Origin of the sequence: Janthinobacterium sp. EB271-G4-3-2 (assembly GCF_020858035.1) — a bacterium.
Classification (GTDB): Bacteria; Pseudomonadota; Gammaproteobacteria; order Burkholderiales; family Burkholderiaceae_D; genus Janthinobacterium; species Janthinobacterium aestuarii.
Genome location: NZ_JACYMG010000011.1, coordinates 33,429 through 54,861, shown reverse-complemented (window position 1 = coordinate 54,861; position 21,433 = coordinate 33,429). Strand labels below are relative to the sequence as shown.

General features: G+C 61.1%; 19 protein-coding genes. 11 read left to right on the top strand and 8 right to left on the bottom strand.

Annotated features, from left to right (window positions below):
- Positions 1 to 26: 26 nt before the first annotated feature.
- On the bottom strand, positions 27 to 485 hold the full coding sequence (locus IGS55_RS21150; protein WP_070301115.1) for a cache domain-containing protein: 459 nt from the start codon (positions 483 to 485) through the stop codon (positions 27 to 29).
- 282 nt (positions 486 to 767) lie between these two features.
- Here IGS55_RS21150 and IGS55_RS21145 point away from each other — a divergent pair, with 282 nt between their 5' ends.
- From IGS55_RS21145 to IGS55_RS21125, 5 genes are all read left to right on the top strand, one after another.
- Positions 768 to 2,132, top strand: coding sequence for a KamA family radical SAM protein (locus IGS55_RS21145; RefSeq protein WP_230517088.1), 1,365 nt, complete (start codon positions 768 to 770; stop codon positions 2,130 to 2,132).
- A 2-nt stretch (positions 2,133 to 2,134) separates the two neighbouring features.
- Positions 2,135 to 3,475: an MFS transporter gene (locus IGS55_RS21140; RefSeq protein WP_230517089.1), complete on the top strand. Its 1,341-nt coding sequence runs from the start codon at positions 2,135 to 2,137 to the stop codon at positions 3,473 to 3,475.
- Positions 3,420 to 4,268 carry a fumarylacetoacetate hydrolase family protein gene (locus tag IGS55_RS21135; RefSeq protein WP_230517090.1) on the top strand — a complete coding sequence of 283 codons (849 nt, stop codon included), beginning with the start codon at positions 3,420 to 3,422 and terminating at the stop codon, positions 4,266 to 4,268. The genes IGS55_RS21140 and IGS55_RS21135 overlap by 56 nt, the downstream gene beginning before the upstream one ends.
- Positions 4,268 to 4,834 (top strand): carboxymuconolactone decarboxylase family protein, encoded by a 567-nt coding sequence (locus IGS55_RS21130; RefSeq protein WP_230517091.1) that lies wholly within the window; start codon positions 4,268 to 4,270, stop codon positions 4,832 to 4,834. Before IGS55_RS21135 ends, IGS55_RS21130 begins: the two co-directional genes overlap by 1 nt.
- 104 nt (positions 4,835 to 4,938) lie before the next feature.
- A complete protein-coding gene (locus tag IGS55_RS21125; protein ID WP_230517092.1) occupies positions 4,939 to 6,492 on the top strand; it encodes a S1C family serine protease in 1,554 nt (517 codons plus the stop codon).
- Positions 6,493 to 6,554: 62 nt separating this feature from the next.
- Here IGS55_RS21125 and IGS55_RS21120 read toward each other — a convergent pair whose 3' ends face one another.
- The 3 genes from IGS55_RS21120 to yjgA form a co-directional block, all read right to left on the bottom strand.
- The gene (locus IGS55_RS21120) at positions 6,555 to 7,223 is read right to left on the bottom strand and encodes an alpha/beta hydrolase (protein WP_230517093.1); all 669 of its coding nucleotides are present in this window, start codon (positions 7,221 to 7,223) and stop codon (positions 6,555 to 6,557) included.
- Entirely contained in the window at positions 7,220 to 7,849 is a 630-nt protein-coding gene (gene mog / locus IGS55_RS21115; protein ID WP_058048219.1) for a molybdopterin adenylyltransferase, read from the bottom strand. The genes IGS55_RS21120 and mog overlap by 4 nt, the downstream gene beginning before the upstream one ends.
- Positions 7,850 to 7,939: 90 nt before the next feature.
- Positions 7,940 to 8,539, bottom strand: coding sequence for a ribosome biogenesis factor YjgA (gene yjgA / locus IGS55_RS21110; protein WP_070224233.1), 600 nt, complete (start codon positions 8,537 to 8,539; stop codon positions 7,940 to 7,942).
- Between the two features lie 96 nt (positions 8,540 to 8,635).
- On the opposite strand from yjgA, the gene pmbA reads away from it, so the two are divergent.
- Entirely contained in the window at positions 8,636 to 9,988 is a 1,353-nt protein-coding gene (pmbA, locus tag IGS55_RS21105; RefSeq protein ID WP_230517094.1) for a metalloprotease PmbA, read from the top strand.
- A gap of 68 nt (positions 9,989 to 10,056) precedes the next feature.
- Here pmbA and IGS55_RS21100 read toward each other — a convergent pair whose 3' ends face one another.
- Positions 10,057 to 11,046, bottom strand: a complete 990-nt coding sequence (locus IGS55_RS21100) for a hypothetical protein (protein WP_230517095.1) — start codon at positions 11,044 to 11,046, stop codon at positions 10,057 to 10,059.
- A gap of 436 nt (positions 11,047 to 11,482) precedes the next feature.
- Between IGS55_RS21100 and IGS55_RS21095 the strand changes: the two genes are divergently transcribed.
- Positions 11,483 to 13,894: a TonB-dependent receptor plug domain-containing protein gene (locus IGS55_RS21095; RefSeq protein WP_230517096.1), complete on the top strand. Its 2,412-nt coding sequence runs from the start codon at positions 11,483 to 11,485 to the stop codon at positions 13,892 to 13,894.
- Positions 13,895 to 13,906: 12 nt separating this feature from the next.
- Positions 13,907 to 15,217 carry an aminotransferase class V-fold PLP-dependent enzyme gene (locus tag IGS55_RS21090; RefSeq protein ID WP_230517097.1) on the top strand — a complete coding sequence of 437 codons (1,311 nt, stop codon included), beginning with the start codon at positions 13,907 to 13,909 and terminating at the stop codon, positions 15,215 to 15,217.
- Positions 15,218 to 15,245: 28 nt separating this feature from the next.
- On the opposite strand, the gene IGS55_RS27980 is transcribed toward IGS55_RS21090, so the two are convergent.
- Together IGS55_RS27980 and IGS55_RS21075 are read right to left on the bottom strand one after the other, a co-directional pair.
- The gene (locus IGS55_RS27980) at positions 15,246 to 16,955 is read right to left on the bottom strand and encodes a methyl-accepting chemotaxis protein (RefSeq protein ID WP_329958133.1); all 1,710 of its coding nucleotides are present in this window, start codon (positions 16,953 to 16,955) and stop codon (positions 15,246 to 15,248) included.
- Between the two features lie 367 nt (positions 16,956 to 17,322).
- The gene (locus IGS55_RS21075) at positions 17,323 to 18,447 is read right to left on the bottom strand and encodes a M14 family metallopeptidase (RefSeq protein WP_035822333.1); all 1,125 of its coding nucleotides are present in this window, start codon (positions 18,445 to 18,447) and stop codon (positions 17,323 to 17,325) included.
- A 141-nt stretch (positions 18,448 to 18,588) separates the two neighbouring features.
- Here IGS55_RS21075 and IGS55_RS21070 point away from each other — a divergent pair, with 141 nt between their 5' ends.
- Complete coding sequence (locus IGS55_RS21070; protein WP_070301125.1) at positions 18,589 to 18,843, top strand: hypothetical protein; 255 nt, start codon at positions 18,589 to 18,591, stop codon at positions 18,841 to 18,843.
- Positions 18,844 to 18,929: 86 nt separating this feature from the next.
- Here the strand turns inward: IGS55_RS21070 and paaX are convergent, their stop codons facing one another.
- A complete protein-coding gene (gene paaX / locus IGS55_RS21065) occupies positions 18,930 to 19,859 on the bottom strand; it encodes a phenylacetic acid degradation operon negative regulatory protein PaaX (protein ID WP_230517098.1) in 930 nt (309 codons plus the stop codon).
- Between the two features lie 267 nt (positions 19,860 to 20,126).
- Here paaX and paaA point away from each other — a divergent pair, with 267 nt between their 5' ends.
- Both paaA and paaB read left to right on the top strand, forming a co-directional pair.
- The gene (gene paaA, locus IGS55_RS21060) at positions 20,127 to 21,116 is read left to right on the top strand and encodes a 1,2-phenylacetyl-CoA epoxidase subunit PaaA (RefSeq protein WP_230517099.1); all 990 of its coding nucleotides are present in this window, start codon (positions 20,127 to 20,129) and stop codon (positions 21,114 to 21,116) included.
- Between the two features lie 26 nt (positions 21,117 to 21,142).
- A complete protein-coding gene (gene paaB, locus IGS55_RS21055) occupies positions 21,143 to 21,427 on the top strand; it encodes a 1,2-phenylacetyl-CoA epoxidase subunit PaaB (protein WP_034746356.1) in 285 nt (94 codons plus the stop codon).
- The last annotated feature ends 6 nt before the right edge of the window (positions 21,428 to 21,433 follow it).

Genomic DNA, 21,433 nt, shown 5'->3' with positions numbered 1-21,433 from the left:
TGGCGTGCGTGCGCGCCGCCCCCGTCTTATTTTTTGTAGATGCCTGCTTCCAGTACCACATCATTGACGCGCAGAATGTACGTGGTCTTCGGCTCGATCTTGCCGCTGACGGGATTCTTGTACTGGTAATCGACCCAGCCCTTGCCCTGCTTTTGTGCCAGCTCAATGATTTCACGGCGATATTTCTTGCCGTTCGCATCGGGCACATCCGTCAAATCCTTGCCCACGATGGAAGGATTGATGGGGTGGGCCAGCACGATGCCCGTCTTGATGTCGCGCATGTCCACATACAGCGAGCCCTGCACGAAGTCCGGGTCTTTCGCCGTGATTTTCTTCATCATTTCTTCCTTGCCATGTGCCTTCATGAAGGCGGCGCCCCGTTCGGCCATGGCGATGGCGTCTTTTTCCGTTGGTTCGACTGCGGCACTGACGCTGCCGCCGGCAAATGCCAGGCACAGCAGGCTACCCGTGAATAAGCGTTTCATGAAAGCTCCTTGTGATATCGATGGAAGTGTTGCCAAGACGTAATTTACGTCGCCGAAGTCCGTCTCAGCTTGCGTTGGAACAAACTAAGGTGTTGCTTGTAGGCAGCATGCAACGTATCGACGGCTTGTTGATATGCAGCAATTTGGTTCCGAACGGCAAGAATTATGATGACTTTCACAGCATGCCGGGGTGGCCTGACATGCGGGGGGGAAAGGCTGGGATTGGCCGATATACGGCCGATTTCATGAAAGTTATCGCTATTTACAGGCAAGGAGCCGATCGTGTCCGCACTCATTACCGAGCCGTTTTCACCCAAGTTCAAGCCGTATACGCGGCAAACCATTCAGCAGGCGCGGCAGTGGGAATGGCTGCCGGAAGAGCAGCGTGTAGCCGTGCAAGTGGTGTCACACGTCTTGCCGTTTCGCACCAATGAATATGTGCTCGATCAGCTGATCGACTGGAACAATATTCCTGACGACCCCATCTACCGCCTCGTCTTTCCCCACCGCGACATGCTGCCACCCGAGCAGTATGCGCATTTGCGCGACCTGGTGCTGGTGCGGCGCGACAAGGCGGCCATCGATGCCTATGTGCATGGCTTGCGTCTGGGCATGAATCCTCATCCTGCCGGGCAGATGACGCATAACGTGCCCCGGGTCAACGACGCGCCTGTGCGCGGCCTGCAGCATAAATATGCGCAAACGGTGCTGTTCTTCCCCAGCGCGGGCCAGACCTGCCACGCGTATTGCACTTTCTGTTTCCGCTGGCCCCAGTTCGTCGGCATGGACGACATGAAGTTCGATGCGCGCGAGTCGCATGAGCTGGTTGCCTACCTGAAACTGCATCCGGAAGTGACGGACGTGCTGATCACGGGCGGCGACCCGATGATCATGAATACGCGGCAACTGGCCGCCTACCTGGAGCCGCTGCTGGCGCCGGGCCTGGAACACATCCAGAATATTCGCATCGGCACCAAGGCGGTGGCGTATTGGCCGCAGCGCTTCGTGTCCGACCGCGATGCGGATGATCTGATGCGCCTGTTCGAGCGCATCGTCAAGGCGGGCAAGAACCTGGCCGTGATGGGCCATTACAGCCATGCCGTCGAGTTGCGCCAGAACATTGCCCAGCAAGCCGTGAAACGCATCGTCTCCACGGGCGCCACCTTGCGCATGCAGGGGCCGCTGATCCGCCACATCAATGAAGACCCGGCAAGCTGGGCCGAGCTGTGGCAGACGGGCACGCGCCTGGGGGCGATTCCATATTACATGTTTGTCGAACGGGACACGGGTCCGCGCGGCTATTTCGAGTTGCCCTTGGCAAAGGCGCACGAGATTTTCCAGGCCGCCTACCAGATGGTGTCGGGCCTGTCGCGCACGGTGCGCGGACCGTCCATGAGCGCCTTTCCCGGCAAGGTCGTCATCGACGGCATCGTCACCATCAATGGTGAAAAACTGTTTGCCCTGCAATTTTTGCAGGCGCGCAACCCGGACTGGGTACGCCGGCCGTTTTATGCGAAATTCGATGCGGAAGCGACATGGCTGGACGATTTGAAACCCGCATTCGGCCACGACAAGTTTTTCTTTGAAATGGATGAGCCCGTGCCGCAGCTGCCGCATAAAATCATCCGCCTGGCACAGGCCGCCTGAGCATGCACGCGGCCGGTGCGCCTGCCCGCTCCGGCGTGGCCGTGTTTTGCCTGGTGTTCCTGCCGTTCGCGCTCGGTCATTACCTGTCGTGCCTGCTGCGCGGCGTGAATGCCGTGCTGACGGCGGAACTGCTGGGCGCCATCGCGCTGACTCCCGCACAGCTGGGCTTGCTCACCAGCGCCTTTTTTCTCGCTTTTGCCCTGGTGCAATTGCCGATCGGCATGGCGCTCGACCGCTACGGTCCCCGCGCGGTGCAACTATGGCTGCTGGCGCTGGCGGCCCTGGGCGTGTGGCTGTTCAGCCGGGGCCACAGCTTTGCCGAGCTGATGTGGGCGCGCGCCCTGATGGGGGCGGGCCTGGGCGGCTGCTTCATGGCCGCCGTGAAAGCGATCTCGTGCGCCATCGCGCCATCGCGCCTGCCCTCCGTGCATGGCTATCTGATCGCCGTGGGCGGCCTCGGCGCGGCCACGGCCACCATGCCCGTCAAGCTGGCCCTGCACTACACGGATTGGCGCGGCGTCTTCCTGGGCCTGGCGCTGGCGGCGCTGGCTATCGGCTTGCTGATCCGCCTGCTGTCGCCTGCCATGCCCGCGCCTGCCGCGGCCAAGAGCAAGGTCAGCGTCTGGAGCGTGTACCGCGATCCCGGTTTTCGCCGCACCATCGCGCTGATCCTGCTGCCGCACACGGTGTTCTTTGGCGTGCAGGGCTTGTGGGTGGGGCGCTGGCTGGCCGACGTGGGCGGCTTGTCCGATGACAGTGTGGCGTATTTGCTGTACCTGGGCATGGCGGCCGTCATCTTCGGCGCCATCGGCATGGGCATGCTGACGGAGTGGGCCGGGCGGCGTGGCATTGCACCCATGCAGGTGGCGGCCGCCGGCATCGTCCTGTTTGTCGCCGTGCAAGTGGCGATGGCCTGCAATGTCGTGCCCAGCCTGCCATTGCTGTCCGTGCTGTTTACCTTGCTGGGCACGGTGACGGGCCTCGAGTATGCGATCGTCGCGCAAAGCATGCCGGCCAGTTTGACGGGCAGGGCGGCCACCTGTCTCAATTTGCTCATTTTCACGGGCGCCTTCCTGGTGCAGGCGGGTTTTGGCCTGATCCTCGGCTGCTGGCCCCTGAACAGCCAGCAGCAGTATCCGCCGCAGGCGTATCAGGCGGCGTTTGGCGTGCTGGCGGCCTTGCAACTGCCGGGACTTGCGATGTTTTTCATTGGCCGCTACAGGCGTGCCGGGCCATCCGGTAAAATGGCAGCCTGCACAGCGGCAATGATCAACTCCAAGGAAGACTATGAAACTCGTTCGTTATGGACGTCCAGGCAAGGAAAAACCGGGCCTGATCGATGAAGAAGGCAAACTGCGCGACCTGTCCGGCGTGGTCCAGGATATTGACGGCGCACAACTGTCCGACAAGGCCCTGCGCAAGCTGGCCAAGCTCGACGAAAAGACCTTGCCCCTGGTGCGCGGCAATCCGCGCTTCGGCGTGCCGCTGGCGAAAATCGGCAAGTTCATCGGCATCGGCCTGAACTACGCGGATCACGCGGCCGAGTCCGGCATGCCGATCCCTGCCGAACCTATCGTGTTCATGAAGGCCATTACTTGCCTGAACGGCCCGGACGACAATGTCGTGCTGCCGAAAGGCTCGAAAAAGACGGACTGGGAAGTGGAACTGGGCGTGATCATCGGCACGCGCGCGCAATACGTGAGCGAAGAGGACGCCTTGAAATACGTGGCCGGCTATTGCGTCGTCAACGACATTTCCGAACGCTCGTTCCAGCTGGAACGGGGCGGCCAGTGGGACAAGGGCAAGGGCTGCGACACCTTCGGCCCCGTCGGCCCGTGGCTGGTGACGCGCGATGAAGTCATCGACGAGCAGGACCTGGACCTGTATCTGGAAGTCAACGGCAAGCGCATGCAAACCGGCAATACGCAAACCATGATTTTCACGGTGGCGCAGATCGTCAGCTATTTGTCGCAATTCATGACCCTGGAGCCGGGCGACGTCATCGCCACGGGCACGCCGCCGGGCGTGGGCCAGGGCCGCAAGCCGCAGCGCTTCCTCAAAAAAGGCGACAGCCTGCGCCTGGGTATCGCCGGCCTCGGCGAACAGCAGCAGGACGTGGTCGCCTGGACCGCCTGATGGCCGGTAGCGATATCGACCGTTTGCCGCCGCTGCCGCTGGACCAGCTGGACCAGCAGCAGCGCGCGGCGGCGCAAGCCATCATCGACGGTCCGCGCGGGGCCCTGTACGGCCCCTTCGTGCCCCTGATCCGCAGTCCCGAACTGATGGAAACGGCGCAGCGCATGGGAGAGTATTTGCGCTACCGCAGCGCCATCGGCACACGCCTGTCCGAGCTGGCGATCCTGGTGACGGCGCGCCAGTGGGACCAGCAAGTCGAGTGGGCCATCCACGCGCCGCTGGCCGTGCAGAACGGCATCGCGCAAGCGGCCGTGGACGCCATTGCTGAACGGCGCGTACCGCTTGCCCTGAAAGACGATGAGCAGGCCGTGCACGACTTTTGCATCGAGTTGCAGCAGAACAAGCGGATCAGCGACGCCACCTATGCGCGGGCGCGGGCGCTGTTCGGCGAGCACGGCGTGGTCGACTTGATGGGCATCAATGGCTATTACACCTTCCTGGCCATGGTGATGAATGGGGCGCAGACGGCCGTGCCGGCGTTGGGCGTGCCGCCCTTGCCCGCCTGATGAGAGGAGTGTAGAGGAGTTCTTCGGCAAAGATGGACAAAGTGTAATGAAGTTGCAATTATTCAATATATAATTTTACTTCCCTTCCATTGCCAACAAGCTCAATGAAAACTCGTCCGTGCCTCACCCTGATGGGCCGTGCCTTCCTGGCGCTGGCCCTTTCTTTTTCCCCCTTGATGACGGTGCGTGCGCTGGCCGCCGAGACGGCCGCCAGCGCCAGCGCTTCCGCCCTGGAAAACTCCGTCGTCAAGGTGTTTTCCACCCTGCGCGGGCCTGATCCGTACAAGCCGTGGAGCAAGGCCGCGCCGCAAGAGGTGATGGGCTCCGGCGTCGTCATCGAAGGCCGCCGCATCCTCACCAATGCGCACGTGGTCGGCTATGCCAGCCAGGTGCAGATCCAGGCGAATGGCGCCGGCGACAAGATCCCGGCGACCGTGCTGGCCATCTCGCGCGGCATGGACCTGGCCTTGCTGAAAATCGACGACGACAGTTTTTTCGCCAGCCACAAAGCCGTGCCGCGCGCCAATGTGTTGCCGGACGTGCGCGATGCCGTGCTCGCGTACGGTTATCCGACGGGCGGCACGTCATTGTCGATCACCAAGGGCATCGTTTCGCGCATCGAATTCGTGCGCTACAACTTCCCCGTCTCCGGCCTGCGCATCCAGATCGATGCGGCCATCAACCCGGGCAATAGCGGTGGCCCCGTGATTGCCGGCGACAAGATGATCGGCCTGGCCTTTGCCGGCATGCTCAATGCGCAAAACATCGGCTACATCATCCCCAACGAGGAAATCGAGCTGTTCCTGCGCGACCAGGAAAGTGGCGCGCCCAAGGGCAAGCCGGCCATGCGCGACGTGACACAAACGCTGGAAAACCCCGCGCTGCGCACCTATCTGAAACTGGCCAAGGGTGTCGAGGGCGCCGTCGTGATGTCGCCAGCCAGCAAGGATGCGGCCTATCCGCTCAAGGAGTGGGATGTCATCACGCATATCGGCGACTTCCCTGTCGACAACCAGGGCATGGTCAAGCTGAATGCCAACAGCCGTGTGCGCTTCCAGTACCGGGTGCAGCAGCTGGCGAAGGACGGCGAACTGCCGCTGACGGTGGTGCGCCAGGGCGCGCCCCTGAAAATCAAGGTACCCGTCTCGGCTGCGCATCCGATGCTGATCGCCGGGCTGCAGGGCAATTACCCATCCTATTTCATCTTCGGCCCGATGGTGTTTTCGCGCGCCACCACGGAATTCATGGCAGCGCCCAATGGCAACCCGGCGATCCTGGGCGGCATGGCGTTTGCCGGCAATCCGCTGGCCACGCGGCGCGGCGATGCGCCCGATGCCGAGCGCGAAGAGCTGGTAGTGATCGCCGCGCCGTTCTTCCCGCACAAGCTGATGAATGGCTACAGCACCCGTTTCTTCTCGGTCGTCGATTCCGTCAATGGCGTGCGCGTGCGCAGCCTGGCGCATCTGGTGGCCTTGCTGCGCGACCAGACCGATGACTTGCTGACCTTCCGTTTCCAGCAGCGCGATGCGGAAATGGTCGTCGTGCCCCGCAAGGACATGCTGGCAGTGACGGAATCGATACTGACGGACAACGGCATTCGCTCGGAAGCATCGCCCGACATGCTGAAAATCTGGAATGAAAAAACGCCGGCGAACTGATCGTTCCCGGCGTTACGTACACGTACAACAACAGGCGCGGCGCACACCGCGCCTGTTTTATTTTAGGCGAGGACTTTTTTCAGCCACGCGCCGATGGCGTCGATCTCTTCCTGGCACAGCGAGTGTTGCATCATGTATTCGTGCCATTCCATCTTGTAACCCATGCCGGTGAGCAAGTCGCGCGACTGCTGTGCGCGCGCGACCGGTACCACGGGGTCGGCCGTGCCGTGCGCCATGAAGACCGGCGTCTGCAGGCTTGCCGGCGTGCGCTCGGCTGCCGTTTTGTCGGCCAGCGGCAGATAGCCGGACAGGCACATCAGGCCGGCCAGCGGTTCCGCGTGGCGCAAGCCCGTCTGCAAGGTCATGGCGCAGCCTTGCGAGAAGCCGGCCAGGATGATGCGGCTGGCGGGAATGCCGCGCGCCTTTTCGCGCGCGATCAGCGCTTCGATCTGCGTCTGCGAGGCGCGCAATCCGGCCTCATCTTCGCGGCGCACGAGGTCGTTCACGAGGATGTCGTACCAGGCGCGCATCACATAACCGTTGTTGATGGTGACGGGCATGGTGCCGGCGCTGGGGAAAATGAAGCGGATGGCGGGGCAGCCGCGCAAATCGAGTTCTTTCACCAGAGGAACGAAGTCGTTGCCGTCTGCGCCCAGGCCGTGCATCCAGATGATGGCGACGGTAGGATTCGGCGCGCTGTCGAGTTCTATGGTTTCCAGCAAGTTGCTCATGTGTTTTCCTCTGGTAATGGTTGCGCCGGACGCAGCGCTGATTTGGGACGGAAGGCCTTGCAGATGGCCGGATCGGTTTCCATGTAGGGGCCACCGATAAGGTCGATGCAATATGGCACGGCGGCAAAGATGCCGTTCACCAGTTGCACGCCAGCGGCGTCTTTCAAGCCTTCCAGGGTTTCCTTGATGGCTTTCGGCTGGCCCGGCAAGTTCATGATCAGGGCGGCACGCTCGGGCGTCTCGCGGATCACGGCCACCTGGCGCGACAGGATCGCCGTCGGCACGAATTGCAGGCTGATCTGGCGCATCTGTTCGCCGAAACCGGGCATTTCCTTGGTCCCGACGGACAAGGTGGCGTCCGGCGTGACGTCGCGCCGCGCCGGTCCCGTGCCGCCCGTCGTCAGGATCAGATGGCAGTGGCTCAGGTCGACCATGTCGATCAGGGTGTTTTCAATCTGCGAGCGCTCGTCCGGGATCAAACGCTTTTCCAGGCGGAAAGGCGTGCGGATGGCGGCGGACAGCCAGCTTTCCAGGGCCGGGATGCCCAGGTCTTCATACACGCCGCCGCTGGCGCGGTCCGAGATCGACACCAGGCCGATAATCAATTCGTCTTCTATCGTGGTCATGGGGCACCTGTCTATGTCGTAAAAAAACCGGGCTGATCCCGGTTTTTCGCTACTTTCGGGGTCAGACCCGCCGGGCCTGACCCCAGTTGCTTATTCGTCTTCTTCTTGCTCAACGCCATCTTCATCGGCATCTTTCTTGCCGCTGTTGTTCTTTTTGGCGATCTCTTTCAAGATCTGGAAGATTTCGCGGTAGGCTTTTGGCGGCTTGTTCTCGGCCTGCTCCTTGCGGGCATTGCGGATCAGGGTGCGCAGGTGCTGCACGTCCAGTTCCGGGTTTTCCGACAGCAAGACGGTCAACGCCTTGTCATCCGTCAACAGCTTGTCGCGGCGGCGTTCCATCGCGTGCATATTGGCCGTGTCGGCTTTCGACAAGCCTTTCCAGCTATCGATGGTGCGTTGGATGGCGGCAACTTCTTCCTCATCCAGGGTGCGCATCTTCTTGCCCACGTATTGCAGCTGGCGGCGGCGGCCTTCGTGATCCTTGATTTGCTGGCATTCGAGAATGGCGTCGCGCACGTCTTCCGGCATCGGGACGCGCTTGACGCGGTCGCGTGCTTCATTGACGAGTTCTTCGCCCAGCTTTTGCAGGACGGTCATCTGGCGTTTGAGTTCCGATTTCGACGGACGTTCATATTCCTGTTCGAATTCGGTCGATTGGAAGCCGCAAGCTCCCCGGTTTGGATTTGGCATGATATATAAGGCGGGAGAGGACTTGTGGACCGCTCCTGTAAACTGTAAACGACTGCTATGATAACCTTTTTAGCGGCTTTCCGAAGAAAACAGCGCATGAACGACTCCGTATTTACCCATAGTCAAGAGCAATTGCAGCAACTGGCCCGTGATGTGTTGTCTTTTGCGCGGGAAGCGGGCGGCACCGACGCTGCCGTCGAAGTCAGCGAAGGCGGCGGCCTGTCCGTTTCTGTACGAAAAGGCAAGATCGAGACGATCGAGCAAAACAAGGACAAGGGCATGGGCGTGACCGTGTTTGTCGGCAAGAAGCGCGGCAATGCCAGCACCTCCGACTTTTCGCCGTCCGCCCTGCGCGCCACGGTGGACGCCGCCTACAACATCGCCCGCTTCACAGCCGAGGACGATTGCGCCGGCCTGGCCGACGCGGACATGCTGGAAATGTCCCCCCGCGACTTGCAACTGTTCTATCCGTGGCTCATTTCCACCGAGGAAGCCGTCGCGCTGGCCCAGCGGGCCGAAGCGGCCGCGTTTGCCGTCGACCCGCGCATCACCAACAGCGAGGGCGCCAGCGTACACGTGCAGCAATCGCATTTTGTGTCCGCCAATTCGCGCGGCTTCATCGGCGGCTACCCGTTTTCGCGCCACACCCTGTCCGTGGCGCCCATCGCCGGCAAGGGCGCCAAGATGCAGCGCGACGACTGGTATTCGTCCGTGCGCGACGCCGCCAAAATGTCGAGCCCGGAAGCCATCGGCCGTTACGCCGCCGAGCGCGCCCTGTCGCGCCTGAATGCGCGCAAACTCGGCACGCGCACTTGCCCCGTGCTGTTCGAGGCACCGCTGGCGGCCGGTTTGCTTGGTACCTATGTGCAAGCGACCTCGGGCGGCGCCCTGTACCGCAAGTCCACGTTCCTGAACGACTCGCTGGGCACGCAAGTGCTGCCTTCGCACGTGCAGATCTTCGAAGACCCGCACGTGATCGGCGGCGTCGGTTCGGCGCCGTTCGACGAAGAGGGCGTGAAAACCGTCAGCCGCGACGTCGTCAAGGATGGCGTGGTGCAAGGCTATTTCCTGTCGACTTACACGGCTCGCAAGCTGGGCATGCAGACGACGGGCAACGCGGGCGGTTCCCACAATCTGTACCTGACCTCGACCCTGACGGCCGCCGATGACGATTTTGTGGCCATGCTGAAAAAGCTGGGTACGGGCTTGCTGGTGACGGAATTGATGGGGCAAGGAACCAATTACGTGACGGGCGACTATTCGCGCGGCGCGTCCGGTTTCTGGGTAGAAAATGGCGTCATTCAATACCCGGTCGAAGAAATCACCATCGCCGGCAACATGAAGGACATGCTGCGCAACATCGTGGCCGTGGGCGCCGACGCCTTGCGCCGCGGCACCAAAGAGACGGGTTCCATTCTCATCGAGAGCATGGTGGTGGCGGGCGGTTAAATCTGCCCGGTACCACCCCAGCCCGCGGCATAGCTGCCGGCTGGCTGGGGTGTTACTGCATTACCTTCTTACGTTGATTTGACGTTGACGCATGTCCATGAAATATTCGAGGCGTCCCAGGTCGCTTTCCAGTTAATCGTCGTCTGGTCCCTGCATGCTTGCTCGGACGCAAATTTGGTATCCTGGTAGCGCTGGTAGATATAGCCGTCCTGAGGACGCCAGACGGCGCCATACCAATAGTTGTTGGCATCGACGGCGGTGGCCGGCTGTTCCAGTGGCTTATTCAGTGCCGTGTTCTTGTAGTCGATAGCGGAGCTGCCATCCGGGTTGAAGAGTCGAATCCACACGGAATTGTTCTGCGTACCAGCCGCATCGACTGGAATGCACATTCTCGTTTTGGCCGTGTACAGGCTATCAGGCATTGTTAGGCAGAAATATGGACTTGGCGAACCTGCTGCAATCGACCATTCCACGTTGCTGGTCGTCGTGCCGCTTGGGTCGCAGTAATTCGCGTATTTGCCCGATTTGAAGCCTTGGACATAAGTCGACGTTTGCACACCCGAAAAATACGTTCCGGATGAATTGCTGAGGGTGGGCAACACATTACGGCCTGTGACGGACATGCATGCCTTGTAGCCGGCATCGGCATACCCGATCGCCATGCCGATGGGTTGCATATTCGTATCCAGATGCAATTTCCAACTATTCCGGTATTGCAGCTTGCCACTGGCATTGCTACGTAGCAGTGAAATGACTTTGACGGATGTTGCTTGTTGCGATACTCCATTGGTAATGAATGGCGCAGACTGTCCAGATTCCTGGCTCACGATTAAGGTCGCCGTCCCCAGGCTGCCATCGTTGGATGCCAGATTCGAGATGGTCAGGTCGCTTCCCAAGAATTTATTCAATGCATCAGCGGCATTGATGGATGCCAGCACCGGTGTCGGTGGAACCACCGGTTTAGGATCCGGACTGCTGCCATTCCCGCCACCGCCTCCGCCGCCTCCGCAAGCGGCGAGCAAGCTGACGATCGCGCACAATATGCTCTGTTTCTTCATCTTTACAACCTAATATAGCGACAAGAATGCGTGTCGTTGCGCCGCCGCATTATAGGGAGTGTTGATTGTAGGAAATCTATCGAATTGTATCGATGGTCCCCCATTTGCCCTTTCATTGCCGGCGCCATGTTTTTCTTACGCTCGAATTAAAACATGGCTGCCTGGCGAGAAAAGCCGTGCTGGATGAATGATGCCGGCGGCCGGCGCAATACGTGCATGTGCTGCGTGTCGGCCAGCGTGCAGGTCTCGCTCCTTCAATAGTGATCAGCGCGTCATACGGTGGAAATATTCGCTTCGTATGATGTCGCCATCGGACGTTATCTGCGTAATTTAGATGATTTTAATGTAAGTAAGCCGAACTTAGTGATATTTCATGCAAGATGCGAATCTTGTCGTGACGCGTTGTTGTTGATCCAACCTGCATAGTGAACTCTCCATGACCGACTCCCGTACCCGCATCGCCCGCGCGGTGGCCCTGATGTGTGCCATGACCGCCGTGTTCGCCAATCAGGCACAAGCCCATGGCGATGCGCTCGCTGTCCCCGTTTCCGCCAGCGACGCTATCGATACCCCGCAAGCCGTGATCGTCACGGGTACGCGCGGCAGCAACCGTACGCAATTCGACACCATGGCGCCCGTCGATGTCTTCAACCGCGAAGATATCGGCGCCGTCGAGTCGTCGGATTTGAACGACGTGCTGGCGCAACTGGTTCCTTCGTACGTGGTGCAGCGCTTGCCGATGGCTGACGGGCAAGTTTTCGTGCGTCCCGCTACCCTGCGCGGCCTGTCGCCGGACCAGACTTTGGTGCTGATTAACGGCAAGCGTTTCCACCGCAGCGCCCTGTTGGGTGCGCGCGGCGCGCAGGCGCCCGACCTGGCGCAGATTCCCGTGTCCGCCATCAAGCGCATCGAAGTGCTGCGTGACGGCGCCTCGGCGCAGTACGGTTCCGACGCGATCGCCGGCGTGATCAACATCATTCTCGACGATACGCCCGGTAGGGAAATTTCCGTGCACCACTCGCAATATTCGGAAGGCGATGGCAAGGGCAATGAGATCAACCTGAAGACGGGCTTTGCCTTTGGCGAGACGGGCAAGGCGACGATTTTCGGCGCGCTGGCCCGGTCCGACCCTACTTCGCGCACGCGCCAGCGGGCCGACGCCATCGCTTTCCAGAACGCCCATCCGGAACTCAAGGTACCCAATCCCGTGCAGCGCTGGGGCCAGCCAGAACTCGACAGCAAGCGCATCGGCTTCAATGTCGGCATGGCCCTGTCCGACACGATGGAATTGTACGGTTTCGGCCTGTTCAGCCGCAGCGACGGCACCTCGGATTTCAATTGGCGGAATCCCGACACCAGCACGGGCGCCTATAAGACCAGCAGCTTGTTCCCCGGCTGGGATTTGCGCAGGTTGTATCCGCTCGGCTTCAGCCCCAGCTATTCGAACGACCAGGATGATTTGCAGCTGGTCGCCGGCGTGCGTGGTCACTTCAATGATCGCTTCGGCTGGGATGTGAGCGCTTCCTACGGCCGCAACCGCATTGATTACAACTTGGCCAATTCCATCAATGCCTCGATGGGGCCGGCCAGTCCGACGGCCTTCTACCTGGGCCAGTTGTCGCAGGCGGAAAAGATTCTCAACGCCAACTTCAACTATGAATTGCCCGTGGCCTCCTTGCCGCAACCGGTCAACATCGCCTTCGGCGCGGAAGCGCGCAACGAAACCTATGGCGTGAAGGCGGGCGATGCGGCGTCCTGGACGGTGGGGCCGGGCGCGGCCATCGGTCTCGACGCGAACGCCAACGGCGCCCCCGGTTTCAGCGACCGCCAGGCGGGCAGCTGGGGCCAGGATAGCTATGCGGCCTATCTGGACGTGGAAGTGCCCGTCACGAAGGCCCTGAGTCTGGGCGGCGCGGCCCGCTATGAGCATTTCTCGGAATTTGGCAGTACCGTCAACGGCAAGTTGTCCGCCCGCTACGCGCTGAGCGAAGACCTGGCCTTGCGCGGCTCCTACTCGACGGGTTTCCGTGCGCCAACGCCTGGCCAGTCGAACACCAACAGCACGAACCAGGGCCTCGACACCAAGACCCTGCTGTTGTTTACCAGCGGCCGCCTGGCCAACAACGATCCGCTGGCCATCCTGCTCGGTGCGCAGGCGCTGAAGCCGGAAAAATCGAAGAACCTGTCGCTGGGTTTTACCTGGAAGACGCCGGCTGGTTTCTCCGGTTCCGTCGACGTGTATGACATCAAGGTCAGCGACCGCTTCAGCACGTCCGCCGCATTCGCCGTGCCGGCCGGCGTGGCCAATCCCTTGCGTTACACCTCGGTCAGCTATTTCACGAATGACTTCGATACCACCACGCGCGGCATCGATATCGTGGGCAGCCACCTGAGCCGTATCGGCGACGGCAAGTTGAACCTGACCCTGGCGTATAACTACAATACGACGAAAGTCGATGGCGGCAAGTCCAGCCTGGTGACCAATCCAGCCCAGCGCCAGGTGTTCGAAGAGCGCCTGCCGCGTCAGAAAGCCACCATCAGCGGCAACTATGACCTCGGCAGCTGGAATACGCTGGCCCGCGTGCGCTACTACGGCGCGTGGACGGACAATTCCGGCAATGCCACGGGCGATATTTTCCAGCGCTTTGGCGCCATGCAATTTCTCGACCTGGCCGTCAGCTACAAGATCAACGACAAGCAATCGATCCGTGCTGGCGTCGACAACGTGCTGGACAAGTATCCTGATGAGGCAAGCTTCCAGGCCAGCCGCGGTCTGATCTATTCGCGCAACGCACCCTACGACACGGACGGCCGCAATCTGTACGTCGAGTACAAAGTGAAATTTTAAGGGGAGATGACGATGAATCCACAACGCCGCGCCCTGTTGCGCGCGGGCACGCTGGCGGCGGCGCTGCCTTTGACGGTGGGCGCAGGATCGGCGGCCGCTGCGTCCGGTTTGGCTTCACCTTTGCCAGCGGTGCCGGCCGGCAGCACGCCACACATACTGGCCACCAACCAGGTTTATTGGCAGGCGGTCGCCGCGCAATACGACACGGCTGATGCCATCGTGCAACTCGACAATGCCTACTGGGGTTCGATGGCCAGGCCCGTGCTGCGTCATTACGAGCAGCAACTGGCCATGGTCAACCGCGATAACGCCTGGTATGCGCGCATGCGTTTTCCGGCCGACTTCGAGGCGGCGCGCGCGGCGGCGGCCAGGGCGCTGGGCGTGGCCATCGATGAAATCGTGCTGACGCGGGGTGCCACGGAAGCGCTGCAAGTCTTGATCGCCGGCTATAACCGCTTGCAGCCCGGTGACACGGTGTTATACGCGGACATCGATTACGACAATATGATTACCGTCACGCGCTGGCTGCAGCAGCGGCGCGGCGCCCAGGTGGTCCATATCGCCATGCCGGAACCGTTTACGCATGACAACGTCGTTGCCGCCTATGTTGCCGCCATGGAGCGTCATCCGACCTTGAAACTGATGCTGCTGACACATGTCAATCACCGTAACGGCATGGTCTTGCCCGTGGCCGAGATCAGCCGTCTGGCGCGCGCGCGCGGTATCGATGTCATCGTCGATACGGCGCACGGTTTTGGCCAGCTGGACATGACGATCCCCGATTTGCAGGCGGACTTTGCCGGCATCAACTTGCACAAATGGATAGGGGCATCCGTCGGCGTGGGCGCTGCCTACATCAAGCGGGGCAGGGTGGCCGATATCGATCCATGGCTGGGAGAAAAGGCGGGCGACGATATCCGCACCCGCGTGCACACGGGCACGGTGAATTTCGCCGCCTACCTGAGCTTGCCAGCGGCGCTGGACTTGCATGCGCAGATCGGCGTGGCCAACAAGCAGGCGCGGCTGCGGCTGCTGCGCAACCTATGGGTGGAAGCGGCACGCGGCATCGATGGCATCGAGGTGCTGGCATCGAGCGATCCGCGCCTGACGAGCGCCATCGCCTCGTTCCGTTTGAAAGGCAAGACCAGCGTGGCCGACAGTTATGCCCTGTCGAAAAAGCTGGTGCAGGAACACGGCATCTTTGCCGTGCCGCGCGACGGTCTTGCCAGCGGTGCGTGCGTGCGCGTCACGCCAGGCATCTTTACACCGGAGTCGCATCTGGACCGGCTGGTCGGTGCCTTGCGCCAGGTGGCTAAGGGCTGAGTTTGCTTCGGCAGGGGGGGGGATGGTCTCAATACTCTTCCCAATCGGTATCGGCGACCACGGCCAGTGCCCCCGCCTTGCCTGCTTTCTTGGCGGGGACGGCAGTGGCCGTGACGCGCGGCGCGGCGGCAAGCTTGGCTGGCGCGCGTGCCGGAGCGCGGATGGCTTGCACCTGCGCCGGCGGCAGCGCCTGCGTGCCGTCGAGCTTGAACACGCTGACGGCTTCGGCCAGGATGCCGGCCTGATCCTGAAGTGCTTCGGACGCGGCGGCCGCCTCTTCCACGAGGGCCGCATTTTGCTGTGTCACGGCATCCATTTCCGTGATGGCCTGGTTGATCTGTTCAATGCCCGCCTCCTGCTCGTTGCTGGCGGACGTGATCTCGGCCATGATGTCCGTGACGCGCCGCACGCTGCTGACGATCTCTTCCATGGTGCTGCCCGCCTGGTTCACGAGGCTGCTGCCGAGGTTGACCTGGTGCACGGAGTTGTCGATGAGGAGCTTGATTTCCTTCGCGGCGGAGGCGGAGCGGTGGGCCAGGTTGCGCACTTCCGTGGCGACCACGGCAAAGCCCCGTCCCTGCTCGCCCGCCCTGGCCGCTTCCACGGCCGCATTCAGGGCCAGGATATTGGTCTGGAAGGCAATGCCGTCGATGACACCGATGATGTCGGCGATTTTCTTCGACGAGGCATTGATGGAATCCATGGTCGTGATCACTTCGGCCACCACCTGGCCGCCCTTGCTGGCCACGCTGGAGGCCGATTGCGCCATCTGGTTGGCCTGGCGCGCGTTTTCGCCATTCTGCTTGACGGTCGACGTCAGTTCCTCCATCGACGATGCCGTTTCTTCCAGCGAGCTGGCTTGCTGTTCCGTGCGCGACGACAGGTCCATATTGCCGGAGGCGATTTCACGCGAGCCGTGGGCGATGGCATCCGTGCCGTGGCGCACGCGCGCCACGATGCCTTGCAGATTGTCATTCATGTCTTTCAGGGCGCGCAGCAGCTGGCCCGTTTCATCGTTGCCGCGCGCGTCGATGGTGACCGACAAGTCGCCGGCCGCCACCCGTTGCGCCACCTTGACGGCTTCGGCGATGGGCCGGCTGATGGAACGGCTGATCAGGACGGCCAGCGCGATGGCAATGAGCGTCGCGGCGAGCGACAGCGACAGGGTCAGGATGATGGCCATGCGTCCATCGGCGGCGGCTTGCTTGCCTTCCTTTTCCATCAGCGATTCCTGGAAGTTGGCCATGGCCGCCAGTGCCGTCAAGAATTTTTCTTGCGGATAACGCAGCTGCGTCAGCAGGAAGATGCCCGCCGTTTCCGATTTGCCTTCTTGTAACAGCTTGATATTCGCATCGCGCGTCCTGGCATAGCTCTCGCGGCTGCTCATCACGGCCTGGAGCAGCTCCTGGCCCTTGGGCGTGTTGATCATGGTTTTCAGGCGCGCCAGCAGCTCCGCGTTCTTTTTGATCGACGCCTGCACCTTGGCCACGGAACTGCTGACTTCATCGGCATCGTTGGCGCCGATGATGGCGATGCTCAGCAGGCGGGCCTGGATATTGACTTCGGACTGTATCGTATTCGACAGCATGACCTTGACATAGCGGTCGTTGAGAATTTTTTCCGTCGAGGTGTTGATGTTGCGAATGCGGCTGATGGAAACAAATGCCACCATGGCAAGCAGGACAATGATCAGGCCGAAACTGAAGGCAAGGCGGGTGCTGATTTTAAGCTTAGACATAGGTATTCATCCTCGGCGAAAAGCGGTAAGCGTGCGCTTGGCAGCGTCCTGCGGACAAGCGGCGTCCGTTCATGACGATGCTGATGCGGTCAGTTTGCGTTACAGAAGAGCTAATTCGGCAGATATGGGGCCGCGGATGCGTATTTCCTGTGGCCGGGAAGTCATGGCGACCTGCCCGGCGAGATATTCTTGCGGGGCCGCGCAGCGTGGCGCGGTCCGATTCTGTTGCTTAGTGTAGGACGATAATTTCTGGCAGGCAAGATGTTCGGAAAAAAAACTGCTCGGCCAGCAACGCTTGCCGCGCGGGCAAAAAAAATGCCCCGACGAGCGGGGCATGGGGTCAAGCGGGCCGCTTCGGCCCTGGCGCTCAGGCGCGCAAGGTAGAGAGGATAGGCTGCAGCACGGCCGCGCCCAGGGCGGCGCTGCGGGCGCCGCTCCAGCCCGTTTGCGGGTCGGGATCGTTGGCGTTGTCCTTGAACGGCAATTCCAGGGTCAGCGACAGGCAGCCGAAGGCGTGGGTGATGTGGGGCGAACCCATGGTCAGCACTTCCGGCGTGAACGGGCCGTCTTCGTAGCCGTGCTCATCCTGGAAGTCGGGGCTGGCCACCTTGAAGTCGGCGATGAAGCGGTCTTGCTCGGCTTTTTGAGCTGGCGTGAAATTTTCCAGCGCGTCGCTGCCGGCCACGAAGACGTAAGGCAAGCCTTCGTCGCCATGCACGTCGAGGAACAGGTCGCAACCGATTTCATGCATTTTCTGTTTCACCAGGAATACTTCCGGGCTGCGCTCCATCGTCGGCGTCATCCATTCGCGGTTCAGGTTGGCGCCGGCCGCGTTGGTGCGCAGGTTGCCATGCACGGAACCGTCCGGATTCATGTTCGGCACCACGTAGAAGACGGCGTCCTGCAGGCACTGGCGGGCAAACGGATTGGCCTGGTCCAGCAAGGCTTCGAGCATGCCTTCGACAAACCATTCGGCCATCGTTTCACCGGGATGCTGGCGCGCGATGACCCAGACTTTTTTCTCGGCATCGGCATCGCCGACGACCAGCAAGTTCATGTCGCGGCCTTCCACCGTGCTGCCCAGGTCGATCAGGCGCACCAGCGGCGACGCTTGCGCGCTGTCGATCAGGGCCAGGTGGCGGTCCCATGGATACGGCTCGAAATAGGCGTAGTACACGCTTTCTTCTTCGGGCGTATGTTCGATCGTCATCACGGTGCCGTCAAAGCTGGTCGGCACGCGGAACCAGGTTTCGCGGTCGTAGCTGGCGACAGCCTGGTAATCTTTCCAGCCGTCCGGGTAGGCCGACTTGCCTGCGTTCATGAAGCGGATCGTGCACGCCTCGCCTTGCGCGCCTTGGAGGCGGAAGTAAAACCACTGCGTGATGTCGGCGTGGGAATCCTTGCGGATGTTCAGCTCGATGGAGTGGGCATCGTCGGCGCGCAGCACCTCGATCGCGCCGGCGTCGAATTGCTGGCTGATTTTAATGGTCATGAGTGTTCCTGATAAAAACGTATGGGTTTTGCATCGTGTGCAATGGCGCGATGATACCTGTTTTGCGGTGGCCTTTGTGCTGGCGCAAACGATGACGGACATGCTTTGCTAACGTGGAAGCTCCGATACGGGGAGAGCATCATGGATGACAACGGCAAACACATACGCGAACTGGAAAAGAAAGTCAGCGCCCTCAGCGACGCCCTGGCGCACCTGGGCAAGGGCACGACCTTGCAGGAATTGCTGCGCATCATACGTTTCCCCGGCTATACGACGCCGGCCGAATACACGTTCAACGTCGCCATCCTCGACACCATGCTGGTGCAGGTCAATGCGCTGGAAAAGCTGGGGCAGGATTTGTTGGCGGGGGCCAAGCAAGTAGTGGTGAAACAGTAGCTTGAGGTGGGTTTAGTCTCTTACCCTAAACGCAAAGGCTGGGGTCGGACCCTCAAGGGTCCGACCCCGGTACTACGCCGTTGGGTTCAGGTATTAAGTCCGCCAAAACGCTCGTAGAACCACGGCTCCACGTCGGGCGCGTGTTCGTCCTCGCGCCGCAGGGTGGCCAGGATATGTTCCTCGGCCGCCGCATACGTGATCCGGTACAGGTCGCGTGCCAGCGCATACGCTTGCGTGCCGGGCCACGGTTCGGGCAGCAGTTCGACGGGCAGTTGCGGGTCGTGCAACTGCACGCGGCGGTAGGCGTGCGTCAGCAGCGAGCGGATGACGAACGCCTGCTCCGCGTCGAACACGGGTTCTTCTTGCAGCAGGGTCAGCAGCGGCTGGAAGCTGGCGATGAATTTTTCGTAGCCGGCCATCACTTCCGACAAATCCCAGCAGTCGCCCACCATGTCGCGCAGGGGGCGCGTGCTCACGCCCGGCAATTCCGTGGTGTGGCAGACGTACAGCTTGCCCTGCACCTCGTTGCGCACGAGGATATCTTCCAGCGCTTCCGCATTGCTGGCGGGGTGGCCAAAGATGCCGGGAGAAATCAAGCCATAGCCGGCCCACAATAATTCCTTGCGCAGCGCTCCCCGCTCGGCCGCGCCGATGCTGCCGGCCGGTCCGATCACCAGGGTCCAGCTGCCATCCCAATGCACGACCAGCGGCGCATAGATGCGGCGGTAGGCGCGTTCGAAGCGGGCCAGCGCCTCCGGGCGTATCGTATAGGCGCTGCGGCGGCCGTCGCGCTGCGAGCTGAGCCAGCCTTCCTGCGCCAGGCGGAACACGCTGGTGCGCAATAAGCGGTCATTGACGCCGAATGGCGCCAGCAGTTCGATCAGGCTGCCCAGCCAGATGGCGCCGCCGCGCGGCACGATGGCGTCGCCAAAGATGGTCATCACCAGGGACTTCGAGCGCGGTGGGTCGCTTTCCAGGAAATCGGCTATCCATGCCGTGCAGCGGGTGTTCTTCATGTGGTTCCGGTCTGGCCGTGTTGCGGTCTGTTCAATAAAAGCAGCAGTTTACTTGGCTGCGCGGGTAGCGCGGCAATAATTTGCCGGAAGCGCTGGTGGCGCTCCATAGTGTTTTCTCATAAGCAATATCATACGCACAAAAAAGCCGCACAAGATACGAAATTTTAAAATGATTCATATCAAGTGTATGCAAATCGTTTTTTGTATCGTATTATCTGTTCATCGCACCGCGTTGCTGCGCAAAATCAAAGACATGGGAGACACATCATGTACGCACAAATGGTTGAAACCGGCCTCAAGAACGTCCGTTCCCTCGACGACATGGGCCAGGAAGAGCGCGCTTTCCAGGCGCGCATCGACGAAGGCATCAAGATCGAGGCCAAGGACTGGATGCCGGACGCCTACCGCAAGACCCTGATCCGCCAGATTTCGCAGCACGCACACTCGGAAATCGTCGGCCAATTGCCCGAAGGTAACTGGGTCACGCGCGCGCCGACCCTGAAACGCAAATCCATTCTGCTGGCGAAGATCCAGGACGAAGCGGGCCACGGCCTGTACTTGTACAGCGCCGCGGAAACCCTGGGCGTGTCGCGCGACGACTTGCTGGCCGCCTTGCACTCGGGCAAAGCCAAGTATTCCAGCATCTTTAACTATCCGACCCTGTCGTGGGCCGACATGGGCGCCATCGGTTGGCTCGTTGACGGCTCGGCCATCATCAACCAGATTCCCCTGTGCCGCTGTTCCTACGGTCCGTATGCGCGCGCCATGATCCGCGTCTGCAAGGAAGAATCGTTCCATGCGCGCCAGGGCTACGACATCATGATGTCGCTGTGCAAGGGCACGCCCGAGCAGAAAGCCATGGCGCAGGATGCCTTGAACCGCTGGTGGTGGCCATCGTTGATGATGTTCGGCCCGTCCGATGCCGCCTCCGTCAACAGCGCCCAGTCGGCGCAATGGCGCATCAAGCTGTTCTCGAACGACGAATTGCGCCAGCGCATGGTCGACCAGACCGTGCCGCAAATCGAATACCTGGGCCTGACCGTGCCCGATCCGGACTTGAAGTTCAATGCGGAAACGGGCCATTACGAATTCGGCGAGATCGACTGGTCCGAGTTCAACAATGTCCTGAAGGGCAACGGCCCGTGCAACCGCGAGCGCTTGCAAACGCGCGTGAAAGCGTATGAGGACGGCGTATGGTTCCGCGATGCCTTGCTCGCCTACGCCGACAAGCAAGCCGCTAGCAAAGCGGCAGCCTGACAACATCTATAAAAGGGGATAGCAACATGAGCAAAGAATGGCCATTGTGGGAAGTGTTCATCCGCAGCCAGCACGGCCTGGCGCACAAGCATGTGGGCAGCCTGCACGCTTCCGACGCCACCATGGCGGTCAACCATGCGCGCGACGTCTACACGCGCCGCAATGAAGGCGTGAGCATCTGGGTGGTGCGCGCGGCCGATATCGTCGCCAGCAGCCCCGGCGACAAGGGCGCCCTGTTCGAACCGTCGAACAGCAAGGTGTACCGCCATCCCACCTTCTTCCCGATGCCGGAAGAAGTCAAGAATCTGTGATGGGAG